At 67.2% G+C, this 13,594-nt stretch carries 24 protein-coding genes; all 24 read right to left on the bottom strand.

Going from position 1 to position 13,594, the window contains the following annotated elements; genetic code table 11:
* Positions 1–28: 28 nt before the first annotated feature.
* On the bottom strand, positions 29–937 hold the full coding sequence (gene truA / locus ACIQI7_RS24180; RefSeq protein ID WP_401113199.1) for a tRNA pseudouridine(38-40) synthase TruA: 909 nt from the start codon (positions 935–937) through the stop codon (positions 29–31).
* Between the two features lie 80 nt (positions 938–1,017).
* Positions 1,018–1,485, bottom strand: a complete 468-nt coding sequence (gene rplQ, locus ACIQI7_RS24175; protein ID WP_387756347.1) for a 50S ribosomal protein L17 — start codon at positions 1,483–1,485, stop codon at positions 1,018–1,020.
* Positions 1,486–1,612: 127 nt separating this feature from the next.
* Positions 1,613–2,635: a DNA-directed RNA polymerase subunit alpha gene (locus tag ACIQI7_RS24170; RefSeq protein WP_049649049.1), complete on the bottom strand. Its 1,023-nt coding sequence runs from the start codon at positions 2,633–2,635 to the stop codon at positions 1,613–1,615.
* Positions 2,636–2,777: 142 nt separating this feature from the next.
* Positions 2,778–3,185, bottom strand: a complete 408-nt coding sequence (gene rpsK / locus ACIQI7_RS24165; protein WP_014136257.1) for a 30S ribosomal protein S11 — start codon at positions 3,183–3,185, stop codon at positions 2,778–2,780.
* Positions 3,186–3,257: 72 nt separating this feature from the next.
* Entirely contained in the window at positions 3,258–3,638 is a 381-nt protein-coding gene (gene rpsM / locus ACIQI7_RS24160; RefSeq protein WP_188306769.1) for a 30S ribosomal protein S13, read from the bottom strand.
* 176 nt (positions 3,639–3,814) lie between these two features.
* Positions 3,815–3,928, bottom strand: coding sequence for a 50S ribosomal protein L36 (rpmJ, locus tag ACIQI7_RS24155; protein WP_003956441.1), 114 nt, complete (start codon positions 3,926–3,928; stop codon positions 3,815–3,817).
* A gap of 32 nt (positions 3,929–3,960) precedes the next feature.
* A complete protein-coding gene (gene infA, locus ACIQI7_RS24150; RefSeq protein ID WP_003956442.1) occupies positions 3,961–4,182 on the bottom strand; it encodes a translation initiation factor IF-1 in 222 nt (73 codons plus the stop codon).
* Between the two features lie 193 nt (positions 4,183–4,375).
* Positions 4,376–4,801: a large conductance mechanosensitive channel protein MscL gene (gene mscL / locus ACIQI7_RS24145; RefSeq protein WP_401113197.1), complete on the bottom strand. Its 426-nt coding sequence runs from the start codon at positions 4,799–4,801 to the stop codon at positions 4,376–4,378.
* 141 nt (positions 4,802–4,942) lie between these two features.
* Positions 4,943–5,782, bottom strand: coding sequence for a type I methionyl aminopeptidase (gene map, locus ACIQI7_RS24140; RefSeq protein WP_380728078.1), 840 nt, complete (start codon positions 5,780–5,782; stop codon positions 4,943–4,945).
* A gap of 118 nt (positions 5,783–5,900) precedes the next feature.
* Entirely contained in the window at positions 5,901–6,554 is a 654-nt protein-coding gene (locus ACIQI7_RS24135; RefSeq protein ID WP_401113195.1) for an adenylate kinase, read from the bottom strand.
* The gene (gene secY, locus ACIQI7_RS24130; protein ID WP_401113193.1) at positions 6,554–7,864 is read right to left on the bottom strand and encodes a preprotein translocase subunit SecY; all 1,311 of its coding nucleotides are present in this window, start codon (positions 7,862–7,864) and stop codon (positions 6,554–6,556) included. The genes ACIQI7_RS24135 and secY overlap by 1 nt, the downstream gene beginning before the upstream one ends.
* Positions 7,865–8,174: 310 nt before the next feature.
* Entirely contained in the window at positions 8,175–8,627 is a 453-nt protein-coding gene (rplO, locus tag ACIQI7_RS24125; RefSeq protein ID WP_030280790.1) for a 50S ribosomal protein L15, read from the bottom strand.
* 2 nt (positions 8,628–8,629) lie between these two features.
* A complete protein-coding gene (gene rpmD / locus ACIQI7_RS24120; protein WP_030055835.1) occupies positions 8,630–8,812 on the bottom strand; it encodes a 50S ribosomal protein L30 in 183 nt (60 codons plus the stop codon).
* The gene (gene rpsE, locus ACIQI7_RS24115) at positions 8,812–9,432 is read right to left on the bottom strand and encodes a 30S ribosomal protein S5 (protein ID WP_316523510.1); all 621 of its coding nucleotides are present in this window, start codon (positions 9,430–9,432) and stop codon (positions 8,812–8,814) included. Before rpsE ends, rpmD begins: the two co-directional genes overlap by 1 nt.
* A 48-nt stretch (positions 9,433–9,480) precedes the next feature.
* Positions 9,481–9,864, bottom strand: a complete 384-nt coding sequence (rplR, locus tag ACIQI7_RS24110) for a 50S ribosomal protein L18 (protein ID WP_031063032.1) — start codon at positions 9,862–9,864, stop codon at positions 9,481–9,483.
* Positions 9,865–9,867: 3 nt separating this feature from the next.
* Positions 9,868–10,407 (bottom strand): 50S ribosomal protein L6, encoded by a 540-nt coding sequence (gene rplF, locus ACIQI7_RS24105; protein WP_387756336.1) that lies wholly within the window; start codon positions 10,405–10,407, stop codon positions 9,868–9,870.
* A 22-nt stretch (positions 10,408–10,429) separates the two neighbouring features.
* Positions 10,430–10,837 (bottom strand): 30S ribosomal protein S8, encoded by a 408-nt coding sequence (gene rpsH / locus ACIQI7_RS24100; protein ID WP_238862988.1) that lies wholly within the window; start codon positions 10,835–10,837, stop codon positions 10,430–10,432.
* A gap of 281 nt (positions 10,838–11,118) precedes the next feature.
* On the bottom strand, positions 11,119–11,304 hold the full coding sequence (locus ACIQI7_RS24095; RefSeq protein ID WP_030055830.1) for a type Z 30S ribosomal protein S14: 186 nt from the start codon (positions 11,302–11,304) through the stop codon (positions 11,119–11,121).
* Positions 11,305–11,308: 4 nt separating this feature from the next.
* Positions 11,309–11,878 (bottom strand): 50S ribosomal protein L5, encoded by a 570-nt coding sequence (gene rplE / locus ACIQI7_RS24090; protein WP_316523506.1) that lies wholly within the window; start codon positions 11,876–11,878, stop codon positions 11,309–11,311.
* Positions 11,878–12,189: a 50S ribosomal protein L24 gene (gene rplX, locus ACIQI7_RS24085; RefSeq protein WP_030263484.1), complete on the bottom strand. Its 312-nt coding sequence runs from the start codon at positions 12,187–12,189 to the stop codon at positions 11,878–11,880. Before rplX ends, rplE begins: the two co-directional genes overlap by 1 nt.
* Positions 12,190–12,204: 15 nt before the next feature.
* Complete coding sequence (gene rplN / locus ACIQI7_RS24080) at positions 12,205–12,576, bottom strand: 50S ribosomal protein L14 (RefSeq protein WP_196949334.1); 372 nt, start codon at positions 12,574–12,576, stop codon at positions 12,205–12,207.
* 102 nt (positions 12,577–12,678) lie between these two features.
* Positions 12,679–12,951, bottom strand: coding sequence for a 30S ribosomal protein S17 (gene rpsQ, locus ACIQI7_RS24075; RefSeq protein WP_030055826.1), 273 nt, complete (start codon positions 12,949–12,951; stop codon positions 12,679–12,681).
* Positions 12,951–13,175 (bottom strand): 50S ribosomal protein L29, encoded by a 225-nt coding sequence (gene rpmC / locus ACIQI7_RS24070; RefSeq protein WP_030263491.1) that lies wholly within the window; start codon positions 13,173–13,175, stop codon positions 12,951–12,953. Before rpmC ends, rpsQ begins: the two co-directional genes overlap by 1 nt.
* Entirely contained in the window at positions 13,175–13,594 is a 420-nt protein-coding gene (gene rplP, locus ACIQI7_RS24065; RefSeq protein ID WP_030232476.1) for a 50S ribosomal protein L16, read from the bottom strand. The genes rpmC and rplP overlap by 1 nt, the downstream gene beginning before the upstream one ends.

Genomic DNA, 13,594 nt, shown 5'->3' with positions numbered 1-13,594 from the left:
CGGACGCGCCGGGCCAAAACGGATTACCTCACAGCGCGCTCTGCCCGGGCAGGGTGCGCATCCGCCGGGCCGCCCGGTTGCGCTCGGCCAGCTGGTCGTCCGGCGGGTAGCCGACCTCCTCCAGCGTGAGCCCGTACGGCCGGATCACGTTGACGGCCGAGTTGCGCACCCCGCCGGCCAGCACTTCGCCGGGGAACTCCACCGGCCGGTGCCCGTCGCCGACCAGCAGCATCGCGCCGACCAGCGCCCGGACCATGTTGTGGCAGAAGGCGTCCGCCCGGACGGTGGCGACCGCCAGCGAGCCCTCCTGGGCGGCGTAGGAGTCCACCGGGACGCGGTCCCAGCGCAGCTCCAGCAGGGTGCGGATGGTGGTGGCGCCCTCGCGCTTCTTGCAGTACGCGGCGAAGTCGTGCTCGCCGAGCAGCAGCTCGGCGGCCGCGTTCATCCGGTCGACGTCCAGCGGGCGGTCGTGCCAGAGCACGTGGCCGCGCAGCAGCGGGTCCACCCCGCCGGGGTGGTCGGCGACCCGGTACGCGTACCGGCGCCAGACCGCCGAGAAGCGGGCGTCGAACCCGGCCGGCGCCTCGCCGACCCGGTAGATCCGGACGTCCCCGGGGAGTCGGCCGGCCAGCCGGCGCAGCAGCTTCTCCCGGTGATCCGCCCACAGCTCGACGGGCAGGTCGACGTGGGCCACCTGGCCGCGGGCGTGCACCCCGGCGTCGGTACGGCCGGCCACGGTCAGCGGGAATAGTTCGGAGCTGCGGGTGACGACCTGGAGCGCGGTCTCGATCTCCTCCTGGACCGTCCGGCGGCCGCCCTTCTGGCGGGCCCAGCCGGAGAACTCGGCGCCCTGGTAGGCGAGGTCGAGCCGGACCCGGACGTACCCCTCCGCCGGGCCGTCCTTCTCCGGCGGCCGCTCGGCGCAATCGTTGACCACTGCTCTCCACTCCCTGGACATGAGGAACGGGCCCGCTCCCCCACGGATGGGAGGGCGGGCCCGCAACACACCTGGCGGTGTCAGGCCTGCTCGGCGGCCTCGGTCTCGGTGGCCTCGACCTTGGCGTCGGCCTCCTTGACGGCACGCTTGGTGGCGGCCTCGGCCTCGCCGACGGCGGTCTGCGCGACGGTCAGCGCCTCGACCAGCTCGATCACGGCCATCGGGGCGTTGTCGCCACGACGGGGACCGACCTTGGTGATGCGGGTGTAGCCACCCGGGCGGTTCTCGTAGCGCGGCGCGATCTCGGTGAAGAGGGTGTGCAGCACCGAGACGTCGGTGATGGTCTTGCGCACCAGGCGACGGTTGTGGATGTCGCCCTTCTTCGCCTTGGTGATCAGCTTCTCCGCCAGCGGGCGCAGGCGGCGGGCCTTGGCCTCGGTGGTGGTGATGCGGCCGTACTGGAACAGCTCACGGGCCAGACCGGCGAGCAGCAGCGGCTCGTGGTGGGGGCCACCGCCGAGGCGGGCACCCTTGGTGGGACGCGGCATGGAATTACTCCTTGAATCTCCGACTACGGCCGTACCAGGTACCGCAGCGGGCGTACGGGCACGGTGCCCGTACGACTTTCACGACGACGGGGGCGGCTCCGTGGAACCGCCCCCGCGGCCAAATCTCTTAGTACTGCTCGGTCTCGGCGAAGTGCGAGTCGTCGAGGTCGTCGGCGCCGAAGGCGTCGGCGGCGGCGGTCGGGTCGAACCCGGGCGGGCTGTCCTTGAGGGCCAGGCCCATGCCGGCCAGCTTCGCCTTGACCTCGTCGATCGACTTGGCGCCGAAGTTGCGGATGTCGAGCAGGTCCGCCTCGGAGCGGGCGACGAGCTCACCCACGGTGTGGATGCCCTCGCGCTTGAGGCAGTTGTAGGAGCGGACGGTGAGCTCCAGCTCCTCGATCGGCAGCGCCAGGTCGGCGGCCAGGGCGGCGTCCGTCGGGGACGGGCCCATGTCGATGCCCTCGGCGTCGATGTTCAGCTCGCGGGCGAGGCCGAACAGCTCCACCAGGGTCTTGCCGGCCGAGGCCATGGCGTCGCGCGGACGCATGGCGGGCTTGGTCTCGACGTCGACGATCAGCTTGTCGAAGTCGGTCCGCTGCTCGACACGGGTGGCCTCGACCTTGTAGGTGACCTTCAGCACGGGGCTGTAGATCGAGTCGACCGGGATGCGGCCGATCTCCTGGCCGGAGGCCTTGTTCTGGACGGCGGAGACGTAGCCGCGACCGCGCTCGACGGTCAGCTCCATCTCCAGCTTGCCCTTGCCGTTCAGGGTGGCGAGGACCAGCTCGGGGTTGTGCACCTCGACACCCGCCGGCGGGGCGATGTCGGCGGCGGTGACGACACCCGGGCCCTGCTTGCGCAGGTACATCACGACCGGCTCGTCGTGCTCCGAGGAGACGACCAGCTGCTTGATGTTGAGGATGAGGTCGGTCACGTCCTCCTTGACGCCCGGCACGGTGGTGAACTCGTGCAGGACGCCGTCGATGCGGATGCTGGTGACAGCGGCACCCGGGATCGACGACAGGAGCGTGCGGCGCAGGGAGTTGCCGAGGGTGTAGCCGAAGCCCGGCTCCAGCGGCTCGATCACGAACCGCGAGCGGAACTCGTCGACGACCTCTTCGGTCAGCGAGGGACGCTGAGCGATAAGCATGGGGGAAATCCTCCGGTTGTCTTCGGCACCCACTATTTGATGCCGACAGGACCAAGCGTACGGGCTCCCGTGAGCAGTGACACTCACCGCGTGGGAGCCCGTACGTGGTTTGAAGCAGAACTGCGTGCCCGAAGGCGCTGCGTCAGACGCGGCGGCGCTTCGGCGGACGGCAGCCGTTGTGCGGGGTGGGGGTGACGTCCTGGATCGAGCCGACCTCCAGGCCGGTGGCCTGGAGCGAACGGATCGCGGTCTCGCGGCCGGAGCCCGGACCCTTCACGAAGACGTCGACCTTGCGCATGCCGTGCTCCTGCGCGCGACGGGCAGCGGCCTCAGCGGCCATCTGCGCGGCGAACGGGGTGGACTTGCGCGAGCCCTTGAAGCCGACGTGGCCGGCGGAGGCCCAGGAGATCACGTTGCCCGAGGGGTCGGTGATCGAAACGATGGTGTTGTTGAACGTGCTCTTGATGTGCGCGTGGCCGTGAGCGACGTTCTTCTTTTCCTTGCGGCGGATCTTCTTCGCGCCGGCAGCCTGACGACCCTTGGGGGGCATAAGTCTGTTCTCCTACTGAGGTGGTCGGTCCGCTGACCCGCGGGCCGGAGGGATGTCCGGTGACGGGACGGACTACTTCTTGCCCGGCTTCTTCTTACCGGCGATCGCGCGACGCGGGCCCTTGCGGGTACGCGCGTTGGTGTGGGTGCGCTGGCCGCGGACCGGCAGGCCGCGGCGGTGACGCAGACCCTCGTAGCAGCCGATCTCGACCTTGCGGCGGATGTCGGCGGCCACCTCACGGCGGAGGTCACCCTCGACCGTGTAGTTGGCGTCGATGTACTGGCTCAGCTTGACGAGGTCGTCCTCGGAGATGTCGCGAACGCGGACATCCGGGTTGACACCGGTCTCGGCCAGGGTCTGCTGGGCGCGGGTACGGCCGATGCCGTACACGTAGGTGAGGGCGATCTCGATCCGCTTCTCACGGGGGAGATCAACGCCGGCGAGGCGTGCCATTCAAGGCTCCTGTGGTTCTTCAGAGGTCTTGCGTGCTACCTACTCCTTCGCCTCTCGACGATGGAGCCCCGGCCTCTGACCGGGGGCGGCAGTCCGACCGCGAACGGACGGATCGGGTAGCCCGCTTATGACGTTTTCGCGTCGCGCGAAGTACTACGAGAAATGCTGGGAAGCGATCAGCCCTGGCGCTGCTTGTGGCGCAGGTTGTCGCAGATCACCATGACCCGGCCGTGACGGCGGATCACCTTGCACTTGTCGCAGATCTTCTTGACGCTCGGCTTGACCTTCATGTTCAGGTTCTCCGGGTCTAGATCTGACGTTCTTACTTGTAGCGGTAGACGATCCGCCCGCGCGTGAGGTCGTAGGGGCTGAGCTCCACCACGACCCGGTCGTCCGGCAGGATGCGGATGTAGTGCATGCGCATCTTGCCACTGATGTGCGCGAGGACCTTGTGACCGTTCTGCAGCTCGACCTTGAACATCGCGTTCGGAAGAGACTCGATCACGGTGCCCTCGATCTCAATGGCGCCTTGCTTCTTAGCCATGAACTGCGAGATCCACCTTCCGGGACCGGCTACCGTATGCGGAACGCTCGTGCGAACCTGGGTTCACCCCGCCCCCGAGGGGAAGAGGGCGTGCTGAAGCACGCTACGAGTGAGCCGACGGTCCATCCTACGCCAGCGCGTCCGGGGGACCAAAACCGGGGCCCCGGAAAGCGGCCGCCGTCACACCACCGGGTCAGACCCGGGCGGCGACGGTCAGCGGCTCGACGTGCGCGGTGCAGGCCGAGCAGCGGCGGGCGGCCTCGGGGATCTCGGTCAGGCACTCCGGGCAGGGGCGCTTCGGCGTCTTCGGCTTCTTCGGCATGTAGCGCGCGGTCGCCTTGGTGATCGGCAGCACCACGCAGAAGTACAGCACCGCGGCGGTCATGAAGAACGCGATCAGCACGTTGAGGAACTGCCCGTACGGGAAGGTCACCCCGGCGACGTGCGCCTTGTACGAGCTGAAGTCGCCGGCCGCGCCGACCACCACACCCACCAGCGGGGTGAGGAACGCCGACACGAAGCCGGTCACCACTGCGGTGAACGCGGCGCCGATGACCACACCGACGGCCATGTCGACGACGTTGCCGCGCATCATGAAGTCGCGGAATCCCTTGAGCACGTGCTGTCTCCTGCATCGCTCGTAAACCAGTCAGGCGGCAGCGGACCACTACCAGCCGATAAAAATAGGACAAAAGCCCTGGAGGTCCAAACCTCCAGGGCCCTGATCCCTCGTCAGCGGCGGCAGCCGGCGCCGCCCCGACTACGCGAGGGGGTCCGGAGCAGCGGTGATGCCCAGCTTGGCCAGTTCCGCCTTGCCGCCGTCGAAGGCGGTCAGCACCAGCGGGCCCTGCTCGGTGACGGCCACCGAGTGCTCCCAGTGCGAGGCCCAGGTGCCGTCGTTGGTGACGACCGTCCAGTCGTCCTCCAGCACGGTGGTGTGCGGGGTGCCGAGCGAGACCATCGGCTCGATCGCCAGCACGGTGCCGGGGACCAGCTTCGGGCCCTTGCCGCGGCCGCGCTCGACGTAGTTCAGCACGTGCGGCTCCATGTGCATCGCGGTGCCGATGCCGTGGCCGCCGTACCCCTCGGTGATGCCCCACTTGCCCTTCGGCGGCAGCGGCTGGCGGCGGATGTAGCCCTCGATCGCCTTGGAGACGTCCACCAGGCGGTTGTTCTTCTTCATCTGGGCGATGCCGGCCCACATCGAGCCCTCGGTGACCCGGCTCAGCATCTCGACCTCCGGGCGGACCTCGCCGACCGCCACGGTGATGGCCGAGTCGCCGTGCCAGCCGTCCAGGATGGCGCCGCAGTCGATCGAGATGACGTCGCCCTCCTGGAGCACCCGGTCGCCGGGGATGCCGTGCACGACCTCGTTGTTCACCGAGGCGCAGATCACGCCCGGGAACCAGAGCCCGCCGTGGTGGGCGCGGAAGTTCGAGGTGGCACCGTGGTCGGTGATGACCTTGTCCGCGATGTCGTTGAGCTCCTGGGTGGTCACCCCCGGGACGACCGCCTCGCGGCAGGCCTTCAGGGCCTCGGCGACGACCAGCCCGGCCGCTCGCATCTTCGCGATCTGCTCGGGGGTCTTGATCTCCACCATCTGGTCACGCCTTCCAAGTCCGGATTACCACTGCTACCACCGTACGACGCCGAAACGGCCGGGCCACCCGCGCTGGGGCGGGCGACCCGGCCGTACCGTCGTACGTTCGCCGAGAGACTCAGCTGTCCTGCTTCAGCGCCTCGATCGAGCGGGCGGTGACCTCGTCCACCTTGCCGAGGGCCGAGATGGTCGCCACCAGGCCCTGCTGGACGTAGTAGTCGATGATCGGCTCGGTCTCGGTGTGGTAGACCTCCAGGCGCGTGCGCACCTTCTCCTCGGTGTCGTCCGAGCGCTGGTACAGCTCGCCGCCGCACTCGTCGCAGACGCCCTCGGTCTTCGGCGGGTTGTAGTCCACGTGGAAGACGTGGCCGCCGTCGTTGCGGCACAGGCGTCGGCCGGCGATCCGGCGGACGACCTCGTCCTCGGGGACCTCCAGGTCCAGCACGCCGTCCAGCTCGATGCCCTGCTCGGCGAGGAACTCGTCGAGCGCCTTCGCCTGGCCCAGGTTGCGCGGGAAGCCGTCGAGCAGGAAGCCCTTGGCGGCGTCCGGCTGGAGCATCCGGTCCTTGGCCATCCCGATGGTGACCTCGTCCGGCACCAGGTGTCCCGCGTCCATGTAGCTCTTGGCCTCGAGCCCCAAGGGGGTGCCCTGGCTGATGTTCGCACGGAACAGGTCGCCGGTGGAGATGTGGGGGATGGACAGGGTCTTGGCGAGCAGGTGCGCCTGAGTACCCTTCCCGGCCCCGGGAGGACCAACGAGGACGATACGCATCAGCGGAGGAACCCTTCGTAATTGCGCTGCTGGAGCTGGCTCTCGATCTGCTTCACAGTTTCGAGTCCGACGCCGACGACGATGAGCACGCTGGTGCCGCCGAACGGGAAGTTGGTCTGCTGTCCGAAGGCGACCAGGGCGATCATCGGGATCAACGCGATCAGGCCCAGGTAGAGCGAACCCGGCCACGTGATACGGGTCAGCACGTAGTTCAGGTACTCGGCCGTCGGCCGGCCGGCCCGGATGCCCGGGATGAACCCACCATACTTCTTCATGTTGTCGGCAACTTCTTCGGGGTTGAAGGAGATGGCGACGTAGAAGAACGCGAAGAAGACGATCAGCAGGAAGTAGGTGGCCATGTAGATCGGGTGGTCACCCTTGACGAAGTTCGTCCGGATCCACGTGGCCCAGCCGGCCTGGCTGTTGGTCAGCTGGACCACCAGCGCGGGGATGTACAGCAGCGACGAGGCGAAGATGACCGGGATGACACCGGCCTGGTTCACCTTGAGCGGGATGTAGGTCGAGGTGCCGCCGAACGCCCGGCGGCCGATCATCCGCTTCGCGTACTGGACCGGGATCCGGCGCTGGGCCTGCTCGACGAAGATGACCAGCATCACGACGATGACGCCGACCGCGACCACGGAGAGGAACTCGACCCAGCCGCCGCCGATGGTGCCGGACTGCTTGATCGCCCACATCGAGGACGGGAACTGGGCGGCGATCGAGGTGAAGATCAGCAGCGACATGCCGTTGCCGATGCCGCGGTCCGTGATCAGCTCGCCGAGCCACATGATGACCGTGGTGCCGGCGGTCATGGTGAGCACCATGACGGTGATCCGGAACACGCTGGTGTCCGGGACGATCTGGTTGGCCAGCGGGCAGCCGGAGAACAGCGCGCCGCTGGAGGCCGTCGCCACGATGCCGGTGCCCTGGAGCACGGCGAGCGCGATGGTCAGGTACCGGGTGTACTGGGTGATCTTCGCCTGGCCGGCCTGCCCCTCCTTCTTCAGCATCTCCAGTCGCGGGATCACGACGGTGAGGAGCTGGAGGATGATGCTCGCCGTGATGTACGGCATGATGCCGAGGGCGAAGATCGTCAGCTGGAGGAGCGCGCCACCGCTGAACAGGTTGACGAGTCCGAAGAGGCCACTGTTCTTGGTCTCCTTCACGCACTCGTTCACGGCCGTGAAGCTCACGCCCGGAATCGGGATGTGCGAGCCCAGCCGGAACAGCACCATGATGCCCAGCGTGAACAGCAGCTTCTTGCGCAGGTCGGGCGTCTGGAACGCCCGCGCGAACGCACTGAGCACGGTGCCTCCTGCGCCTCCCGCGCGTCGTCGGCGGGAGGGTCGGTCCTGAATGGGGAGTTTGCGGTACGGGCCCCCGTACAGACGGCACAGGCGAGCCTACGCGCAGCCTACAAGGGAACTCCACGGACTCTAACAGTGCGCGGCCATTCCGAAGAAGCGCGTACGGCCGCTCCCCCACTCACGGGGTACGGGATGCCCGGGTTTGCCACACAAAAGAACGAGCACCGTCCGGCGCGATGTCACCGGGAAACGGCACGAGCCCCGCACCTCCCGAAGGAGGTGCGGGGCTCGTGGGGCCGGATCAGCGAACTCAGACGAGCTCGGTGACCGTGCCGCCCGCGGCCTTGATCTTCTCGGCGGCCGAACCGGAGACGGCGTCGACCGTCACCTGGAGGGCGACCGAGACCTCGCCGGTGCCGAGCACCTTGACGAGCGAGTTCTTGCGAACCGCGCCCTTGGCGACCAGGTCCTCGACCGTGACCTCGCCACCCTGCGGGTAGAGCTCGGCCAGCTTGTCCAGGTTGACCACCTGGAAGGTGATCTTGAACGGGTTCTTGAAGCCCTTCAGCTTCGGCAGGCGCATGTGGAGCGGCATCTGGCCACCCTCGAAGCGCTGCGGAACCTGGTAGCGGGCCTTGGTGCCCTTGGTACCACGACCAGCGGTCTTACCCTTGGAGCCCTCACCACGACCCACGCGGATCTTGTCGGTCTTGGCACCCGGGGCGGGACGCAGGTTGTGGATCTTGATCGGGTTGTCGCCCATGATCAGTCCACCTCCTCAACCGTCACCAGGTGACGGACCGTGTGGGCCATCCCGCGGATCTCGGGACGGTCCTCCTTCACCACGACGTCGTGCATGCGCTTGAGACCAAGCGAACGCAGGGTGTCACGGTGGTTCTGCTTGCTGCCGATGTACGACTTGGTCTGCGTGATCTTCAGGCGAGCCATCAGGCGCTCACCCCAGCAGCACGCGCCCGCAGCAGAGCGGCGGGGGCCACGTCCTCCAGCGGCAGGCCACGACGGGCGGCGATCTCCTCGGGGCGGACGAGGCCCTTCAGAGCCACCACGGTGGCGTGCACGATGTTGATCGCGTTGTCCGAGCCGAGCGACTTCGACAGGATGTCGTGGATGCCGGCGCACTCCAGGACGGCGCGCACCGGACCACCGGCGATAACACCGGTACCGGGGGCGGCGGGCTTCAGCAGCACGACGCCGGCGGCCTTCTCACCCTGGATGGGGTGGGGGATGGTGCCCTGGATACGGGGGACCTTGAAGAAGTTCTTCTTGGCCTCCTCAACACCCTTGGCGATGGCGGCCGGAACCTCCTTCGCCTTGCCGTAACCGACACCCACGGTGCCCTCGCCATCGCCCACCACGACGAGCGCGGTGAAGCTGAAGCGACGGCCACCCTTGACAACCTTGGCGACACGGTTGATCGCGACGACGCGCTCGACGTAAGCGGTCTTCTCGACAGCCGGGGCGTTGCCCTGACCGTCACGCTTACGGTCGCGCCGCTCGCCACCCGTGCCGCGACCGGCGCCGCCTTCGCGGCGCTGGGGTCCAGCCATTGGAATTACCTCTCTCGTTTACGTCCGTCGACAGAGTCGACGAGCGGCTTAGAAGTCGAGCCCGGCCTCGCGGGCCGCGTCCGCCAGGGCGGCGATGCGGCCGGCGTACCGGTTGCCCGCGCGGTCGAAGACGACCGACTCGATGCCGGCGGCCTTGGCGCGCTCGGCGACCAGGCTCCCGACCTTCTTGGCCAGCTCGGTCTTGTCGCCCTCGGTGCCCTTGATGGACACGTCGAGGGTGGACGCCGACGCCAGGGTGTGACCCTTGGCGTCATCGATGACCTGGGCGACCATGTGGCGGTTCGAGCGCGTCACGACGAGGCGCGGACGCACCTCGGTGCCGACGACGCGCTTGCGAACGCGGATCGCGCGGCGCTTGCGAGCGGCGCTCTTGTAGGCGTTGCCCTTGCCGATCTTGACAGAGACACTCATCGCTTACTTACCACTCTTTCCGACCTTGCGGCGGATGACCTCGCCCGCGTACTTGACGCCCTTGGCCTTGTACGGGTCGGGCTTGCGCAGCTTGCGGATGTTCGCGGCGACCTCGCCGACCTTCTGCTTGTCGATGCCGTCCACGTGGAACTTGGTGGGCGACTCGACGACGAAGGAGATGCCCTCCGGCGCGGCGATCAGGATCGGGTGGCTGTAACCGAGCGCGAACTCCATGTCGGAGCCCTTCGCGGTCACACGGTAACCAACACCGCTGATCTCCAGCGACTTGCGGTAGCCCTGGGTCACACCGGTGATCATGTTCGCCACCAGCGTGCGGGTCAGGCCGTGCAGGGCCTTCGAGCGACGCTCGTCGTTGGGGCGGGTGACGAGCACGGTGCCGTCCTCGCCCTTGCCGATCTCGATCGGCTCGGCGACGACGTGGGTGAGCGAGCCCTTCGGGCCCTTCACCGAGACCGCCTGGCCATCGATGGTGACGTCCACGCCAGCGGGGACCTGGATGGGCAGCCGTCCAATGCGCGACATTGCTGTACCTCCGTTTCCCGAATTACCAGACGTAGGCGAGAACTTCTCCGCCTACGCCCTTCTTGGCGGCCTGCTTGTCGGTCAGGAGGCCGGACGACGTGGAGATGATCGCCACGCCCAGGCCGCCGAGAACCTTCGGCAGGTTGGTGGACTTTGCGTAAACGCGCAGACCCGGCTTGCTGATGCGCTTGATGCCGGCGATGGAGCGCTCACGGTTGGGGCCGAACTTGAGCTCGATGGTCAGCTTCTTGCCGACCTCGCCCTCAGCCGGCTCCTCAACCTTGTAGGAGGAGATGTACCCCTCCTGCTGCAGGATCTCGGCGACGTGCGCCTTGATCTTGCTGGCCGGCATCGCCACGGAGTCGTGGTACGCCGAGTTCGCGTTACGCAGACGCGTGAGCATGTCTGCGATGGGGTCGGTCATGGTCATGATGGCCTCAGGCCTCTCTCGCCGTGGTTTCTCCGCACCAGGTCCCCCTTCCGCACTCTTCCGAGTTCGTCAGGGGCACAAGCGCAGGGGACCTACGACGTAGTAAGACTGGGTGCGAGCCCTTGAAGGGGCCACGGTCGTCCATGGGGAAGCCGTGGCAGGGGGCCCGACCCCACTACCTTACGGGAATCCGTACGGCAGCCCAAACCTCAGCACTGTGAGATCGGCGGGCCAGGTGGGGTCGGGCACCTCTGCGTCGCTGTGTGCCTAAAGCGCCTGGATTACCAGGAGCTCTTGGTCACGCCCGGCAGCTCGCCGCGGTGCGCCATCTCACGGAGGCAGACACGGCACAGGCCGAACTTGCGGTACACCGAGTGCGGACGGCCGCAGCGCTGGCACCGGGTGTAGGCCCGGACGCCGAACTTCGGCTTGCGCTCGGACTTCGCGATGAGGGACTTCTTCGCCATTGGCTCACGCCTCCTTGAACGGGAAGCCCAGAGCGCGCAGGAGCGCCCGGCCCTCGTCGTCGGTCTGAGCGGTGGTCACGACGGTGATGTCCATACCGCGCTGACGGTCGACCTTGTCCTGGTCGATCTCGTGGAACATAACCTGCTCGGTCAGACCGAAGGTGTAGTTGCCACGGCCGTCGAACTGCTTCGGGGAGAGACCACGGAAGTCACGGATACGCGGCAGGGCCAGCGAAACCAGACGGTCCAGGAACTCCCACATGCGGTCACCGCGGAGGGTGACGTGGGTGCCGATCGGCTGGCCCTCGCGCAGCTTGAACTGCGCGATGGACTTGCGAGCCTTGGTCACGGCCGGCTTCTGACCGGTGATGGCGGTCAGGTCGCGGATCGCGCCCTCGATCAGCTTGCTGTCACGGGCGGCCTCGCCGACACCCATGTTGACCACGACCTTGACCAGGCCGGGGATCAGCATGACGTTCTCGTACTTGAACTGCTCGTGCAGCTGGCCCTTGATCTCGGAGTTGTAACGCTCCTTGAGGCGGGGGGCCACCTTCTCAACAGACGTCTCAGACATCAGATGTCCTCACCGGTTCGCTTGGCAACGCGGATCTTGTTGCCCTGGTCGTCGAAGCGGTAGCCGACGCGGGTGACGACCTTCTTGCCGTCCTTCTCCACGACCAGCTGGACGTTGGAGACGTGCACCGGGGCCTCGACGGTCACGATGCCACCCTGGGTACCCGGACCCGGCTTGGTGTGCTTCTTGACCCGGTTGACACCCTCGACGAGGACCTTGTTCTCAGCCGGCATGGCCTGGATGACCTTGCCCTGCTTGCCCTTGTCCTTGCCGGTGATGACCTGAACCAGGTCACCCTTCTTGATCTTCATGCTGTTCGCCATGGGTCAGAGCACCTCCGGCGCCAGCGAGATGATCTTCATGAACTTCTTGTCGCGCAGCTCGCGGCCCACCGGGCCGAAGATGCGGGTACCGCGGGGGTCACCCTCGGTGTTCTTGAGGACGACGGCGGCGTTCTCGTCGAACCGGATGTAGGAACCGTCCGGACGACGGCGCTCCTTCACGGTACGGACGACGACGGCCTTGACCACGTCACCCTTCTTCACCGAGCCACCGGGGATCGCGTCCTTGACGGTCGCGACGATGACGTCCCCGATTCCGGCGTAGCGGCGACCGGAGCCACCGAGAACACGGATGCAAAGGATCTCCTTGGCACCAGTGTTGTCGGCAACACGCAGTCGCGACTCCTGCTGGATCACAGCTTTCTCCTGATCGTCAACGAGAGTCGACGGGCCGGCCGCTGCTCACATCGGCGCCCCGGAGGGACCCGCTGCACATACGGCCGTACCACATCGGCTTCGTTACTTGGCCTTCTCGAGGATCTCGACGACGCGCCAGCGCTTCGTCGCGGACAGCGGGCGGGTCTCCGCGAGGAGGACCCGGTCGCCGATGCCGCAGGCGTTCGCCTCGTCGTGCGCCTTCAGCTTGTTCGTACGGCGGATGACCTTGCCGTACAGAGCGTGCTTGACGCGGTCCTCGACGGCGACGACGACGGTCTTGTCCATCTTGTCGCTGACGACGAGACCCTCACGGGTCTTGCGGAAACCGCGCGTCTCGTTGGTGTTCTCAGTCATCAGGCGTTCTCCACCGTCTCGATGCCCAGCTCGCGCTCGCGCATCAGGGTGTAGATCCGCGCGATGTCCTTACGGACCAGCTTGAGCCGGCCGTGGTTGTCGAGCTGCCCGGTCGCCGCCTGGAAGCGGAGGTTGAACAGCTCCTCCTTGGCCTCGCGGAGCTTGGCAACGAGACCCTCGTTGTCCAGCTGACGAAGCTCAGCAGCCTTGGTAGCGGCCGACATCAGCTCTCACCGTCCTCGCGCCGGACGATCCGGCACTTCATCGGCAGCTTGTGCGCGGCGCGGGTGAGCGCCTCGCGAGCAACCTTCTCGTTCGGGTACGACAGCTCGAACATGACCCGACCCGGGTGCACGTTCGCGATCCACCACTCCGGCGAACCCTTACCGGAACCCATGCGGGTCTCGGCCGGCTTCTTGGTGAGCGGACGGTCCGGGTAGATGTTGATCCAGACCTTGCCGCCACGGCGGATGTGACGGGTGATCGCGATACGAGCGGACTCGATCTGACGGTTCGTCACGTAGGCCGGGGTGACGGCCTGGATGCCGAACTGGCCGAACGCCAGCTCGGTGCCACCCTTGGCAGCGCCACGGCGCTTCGGGTGGTGCTGCTTGCGGTGCTTGACCCGACGGGGGATCAGCAT

It is taken from the genome of Kitasatospora sp. NPDC092039 (assembly GCF_044756065.1).
In the GTDB taxonomy this organism is placed as follows: Bacteria; Actinomycetota; Actinomycetes; order Streptomycetales; family Streptomycetaceae; genus Kitasatospora.
The sequence above is the reverse complement of the archived record's forward strand: the minus strand, read 5'-3'. Positions and strand labels throughout refer to the sequence as shown.

Excerpts from the sequence above, each read along its gene's own strand:
- rplQ (WP_387756347.1), bottom strand. The coding sequence starts at position 1,485 with ATGCCGCGTCCCACCAAGGGTGCCCGCCTCGGCGGTGGCCCCCACCAC.
- ACIQI7_RS24170 (WP_049649049.1), bottom strand. The coding sequence starts at position 2,635 with ATGCTTATCGCTCAGCGTCCCTCGCTGACCGAAGAGGTCGTCGACGAG.
- rpsK (WP_014136257.1), bottom strand. The coding sequence starts at position 3,185 with ATGCCCCCCAAGGGTCGTCAGGCTGCCGGCGCGAAGAAGATCCGCCGC.
- rpsM (WP_188306769.1), bottom strand. The coding sequence starts at position 3,638 with ATGGCACGCCTCGCCGGCGTTGATCTCCCCCGTGAGAAGCGGATCGAG.
- rpmJ (WP_003956441.1), bottom strand. The coding sequence starts at position 3,928 with ATGAAGGTCAAGCCGAGCGTCAAGAAGATCTGCGACAAGTGCAAGGTG.
- infA (WP_003956442.1), bottom strand. The coding sequence starts at position 4,182 with ATGGCTAAGAAGCAAGGCGCCATTGAGATCGAGGGCACCGTGATCGAG.
- map (WP_380728078.1), bottom strand. The coding sequence starts at position 5,782 with ATGGTGGAGATCAAGACCCCCGAGCAGATCGCGAAGATGCGAGCGGCC.
- ACIQI7_RS24135 (WP_401113195.1), bottom strand. The coding sequence starts at position 6,554 with ATGCGTATCGTCCTCGTTGGTCCTCCCGGGGCCGGGAAGGGTACTCAG.
- rplO (WP_030280790.1), bottom strand. The coding sequence starts at position 8,627 with ATGGGCGACAACCCGATCAAGATCCACAACCTGCGTCCCGCCCCGGGT.
- rpmD (WP_030055835.1), bottom strand. The coding sequence starts at position 8,812 with ATGGCTCGCCTGAAGATCACGCAGACCAAGTCGTACATCGGCAGCAAG.
- rpsE (WP_316523510.1), bottom strand. The coding sequence starts at position 9,432 with ATGGCTGGACCCCAGCGCCGCGAAGGCGGCGCCGGTCGCGGCACGGGT.
- rplR (WP_031063032.1), bottom strand. The coding sequence starts at position 9,864 with ATGAGTGTCTCTGTCAAGATCGGCAAGGGCAACGCCTACAAGAGCGCC.
- rplF (WP_387756336.1), bottom strand. The coding sequence starts at position 10,407 with ATGTCGCGCATTGGACGGCTGCCCATCCAGGTCCCCGCTGGCGTGGAC.
- rpsH (WP_238862988.1), bottom strand. The coding sequence starts at position 10,837 with ATGACCATGACCGACCCCATCGCAGACATGCTCACGCGTCTGCGTAAC.
- ACIQI7_RS24095 (WP_030055830.1), bottom strand. The coding sequence starts at position 11,304 with ATGGCGAAGAAGTCCCTCATCGCGAAGTCCGAGCGCAAGCCGAAGTTC.
- rplE (WP_316523506.1), bottom strand. The coding sequence starts at position 11,878 with ATGTCTGAGACGTCTGTTGAGAAGGTGGCCCCCCGCCTCAAGGAGCGT.
- rplX (WP_030263484.1), bottom strand. The coding sequence starts at position 12,189 with ATGAAGATCAAGAAGGGTGACCTGGTTCAGGTCATCACCGGCAAGGAC.
- rpsQ (WP_030055826.1), bottom strand. The coding sequence starts at position 12,951 with ATGACTGAGAACACCAACGAGACGCGCGGTTTCCGCAAGACCCGTGAG.
- rpmC (WP_030263491.1), bottom strand. The coding sequence starts at position 13,175 with ATGTCGGCCGCTACCAAGGCTGCTGAGCTTCGTCAGCTGGACAACGAG.
- rplP (WP_030232476.1), bottom strand. The coding sequence starts at position 13,594 with ATGCTGATCCCCCGTCGGGTCAAGCACCGCAAGCAGCACCACCCGAAG.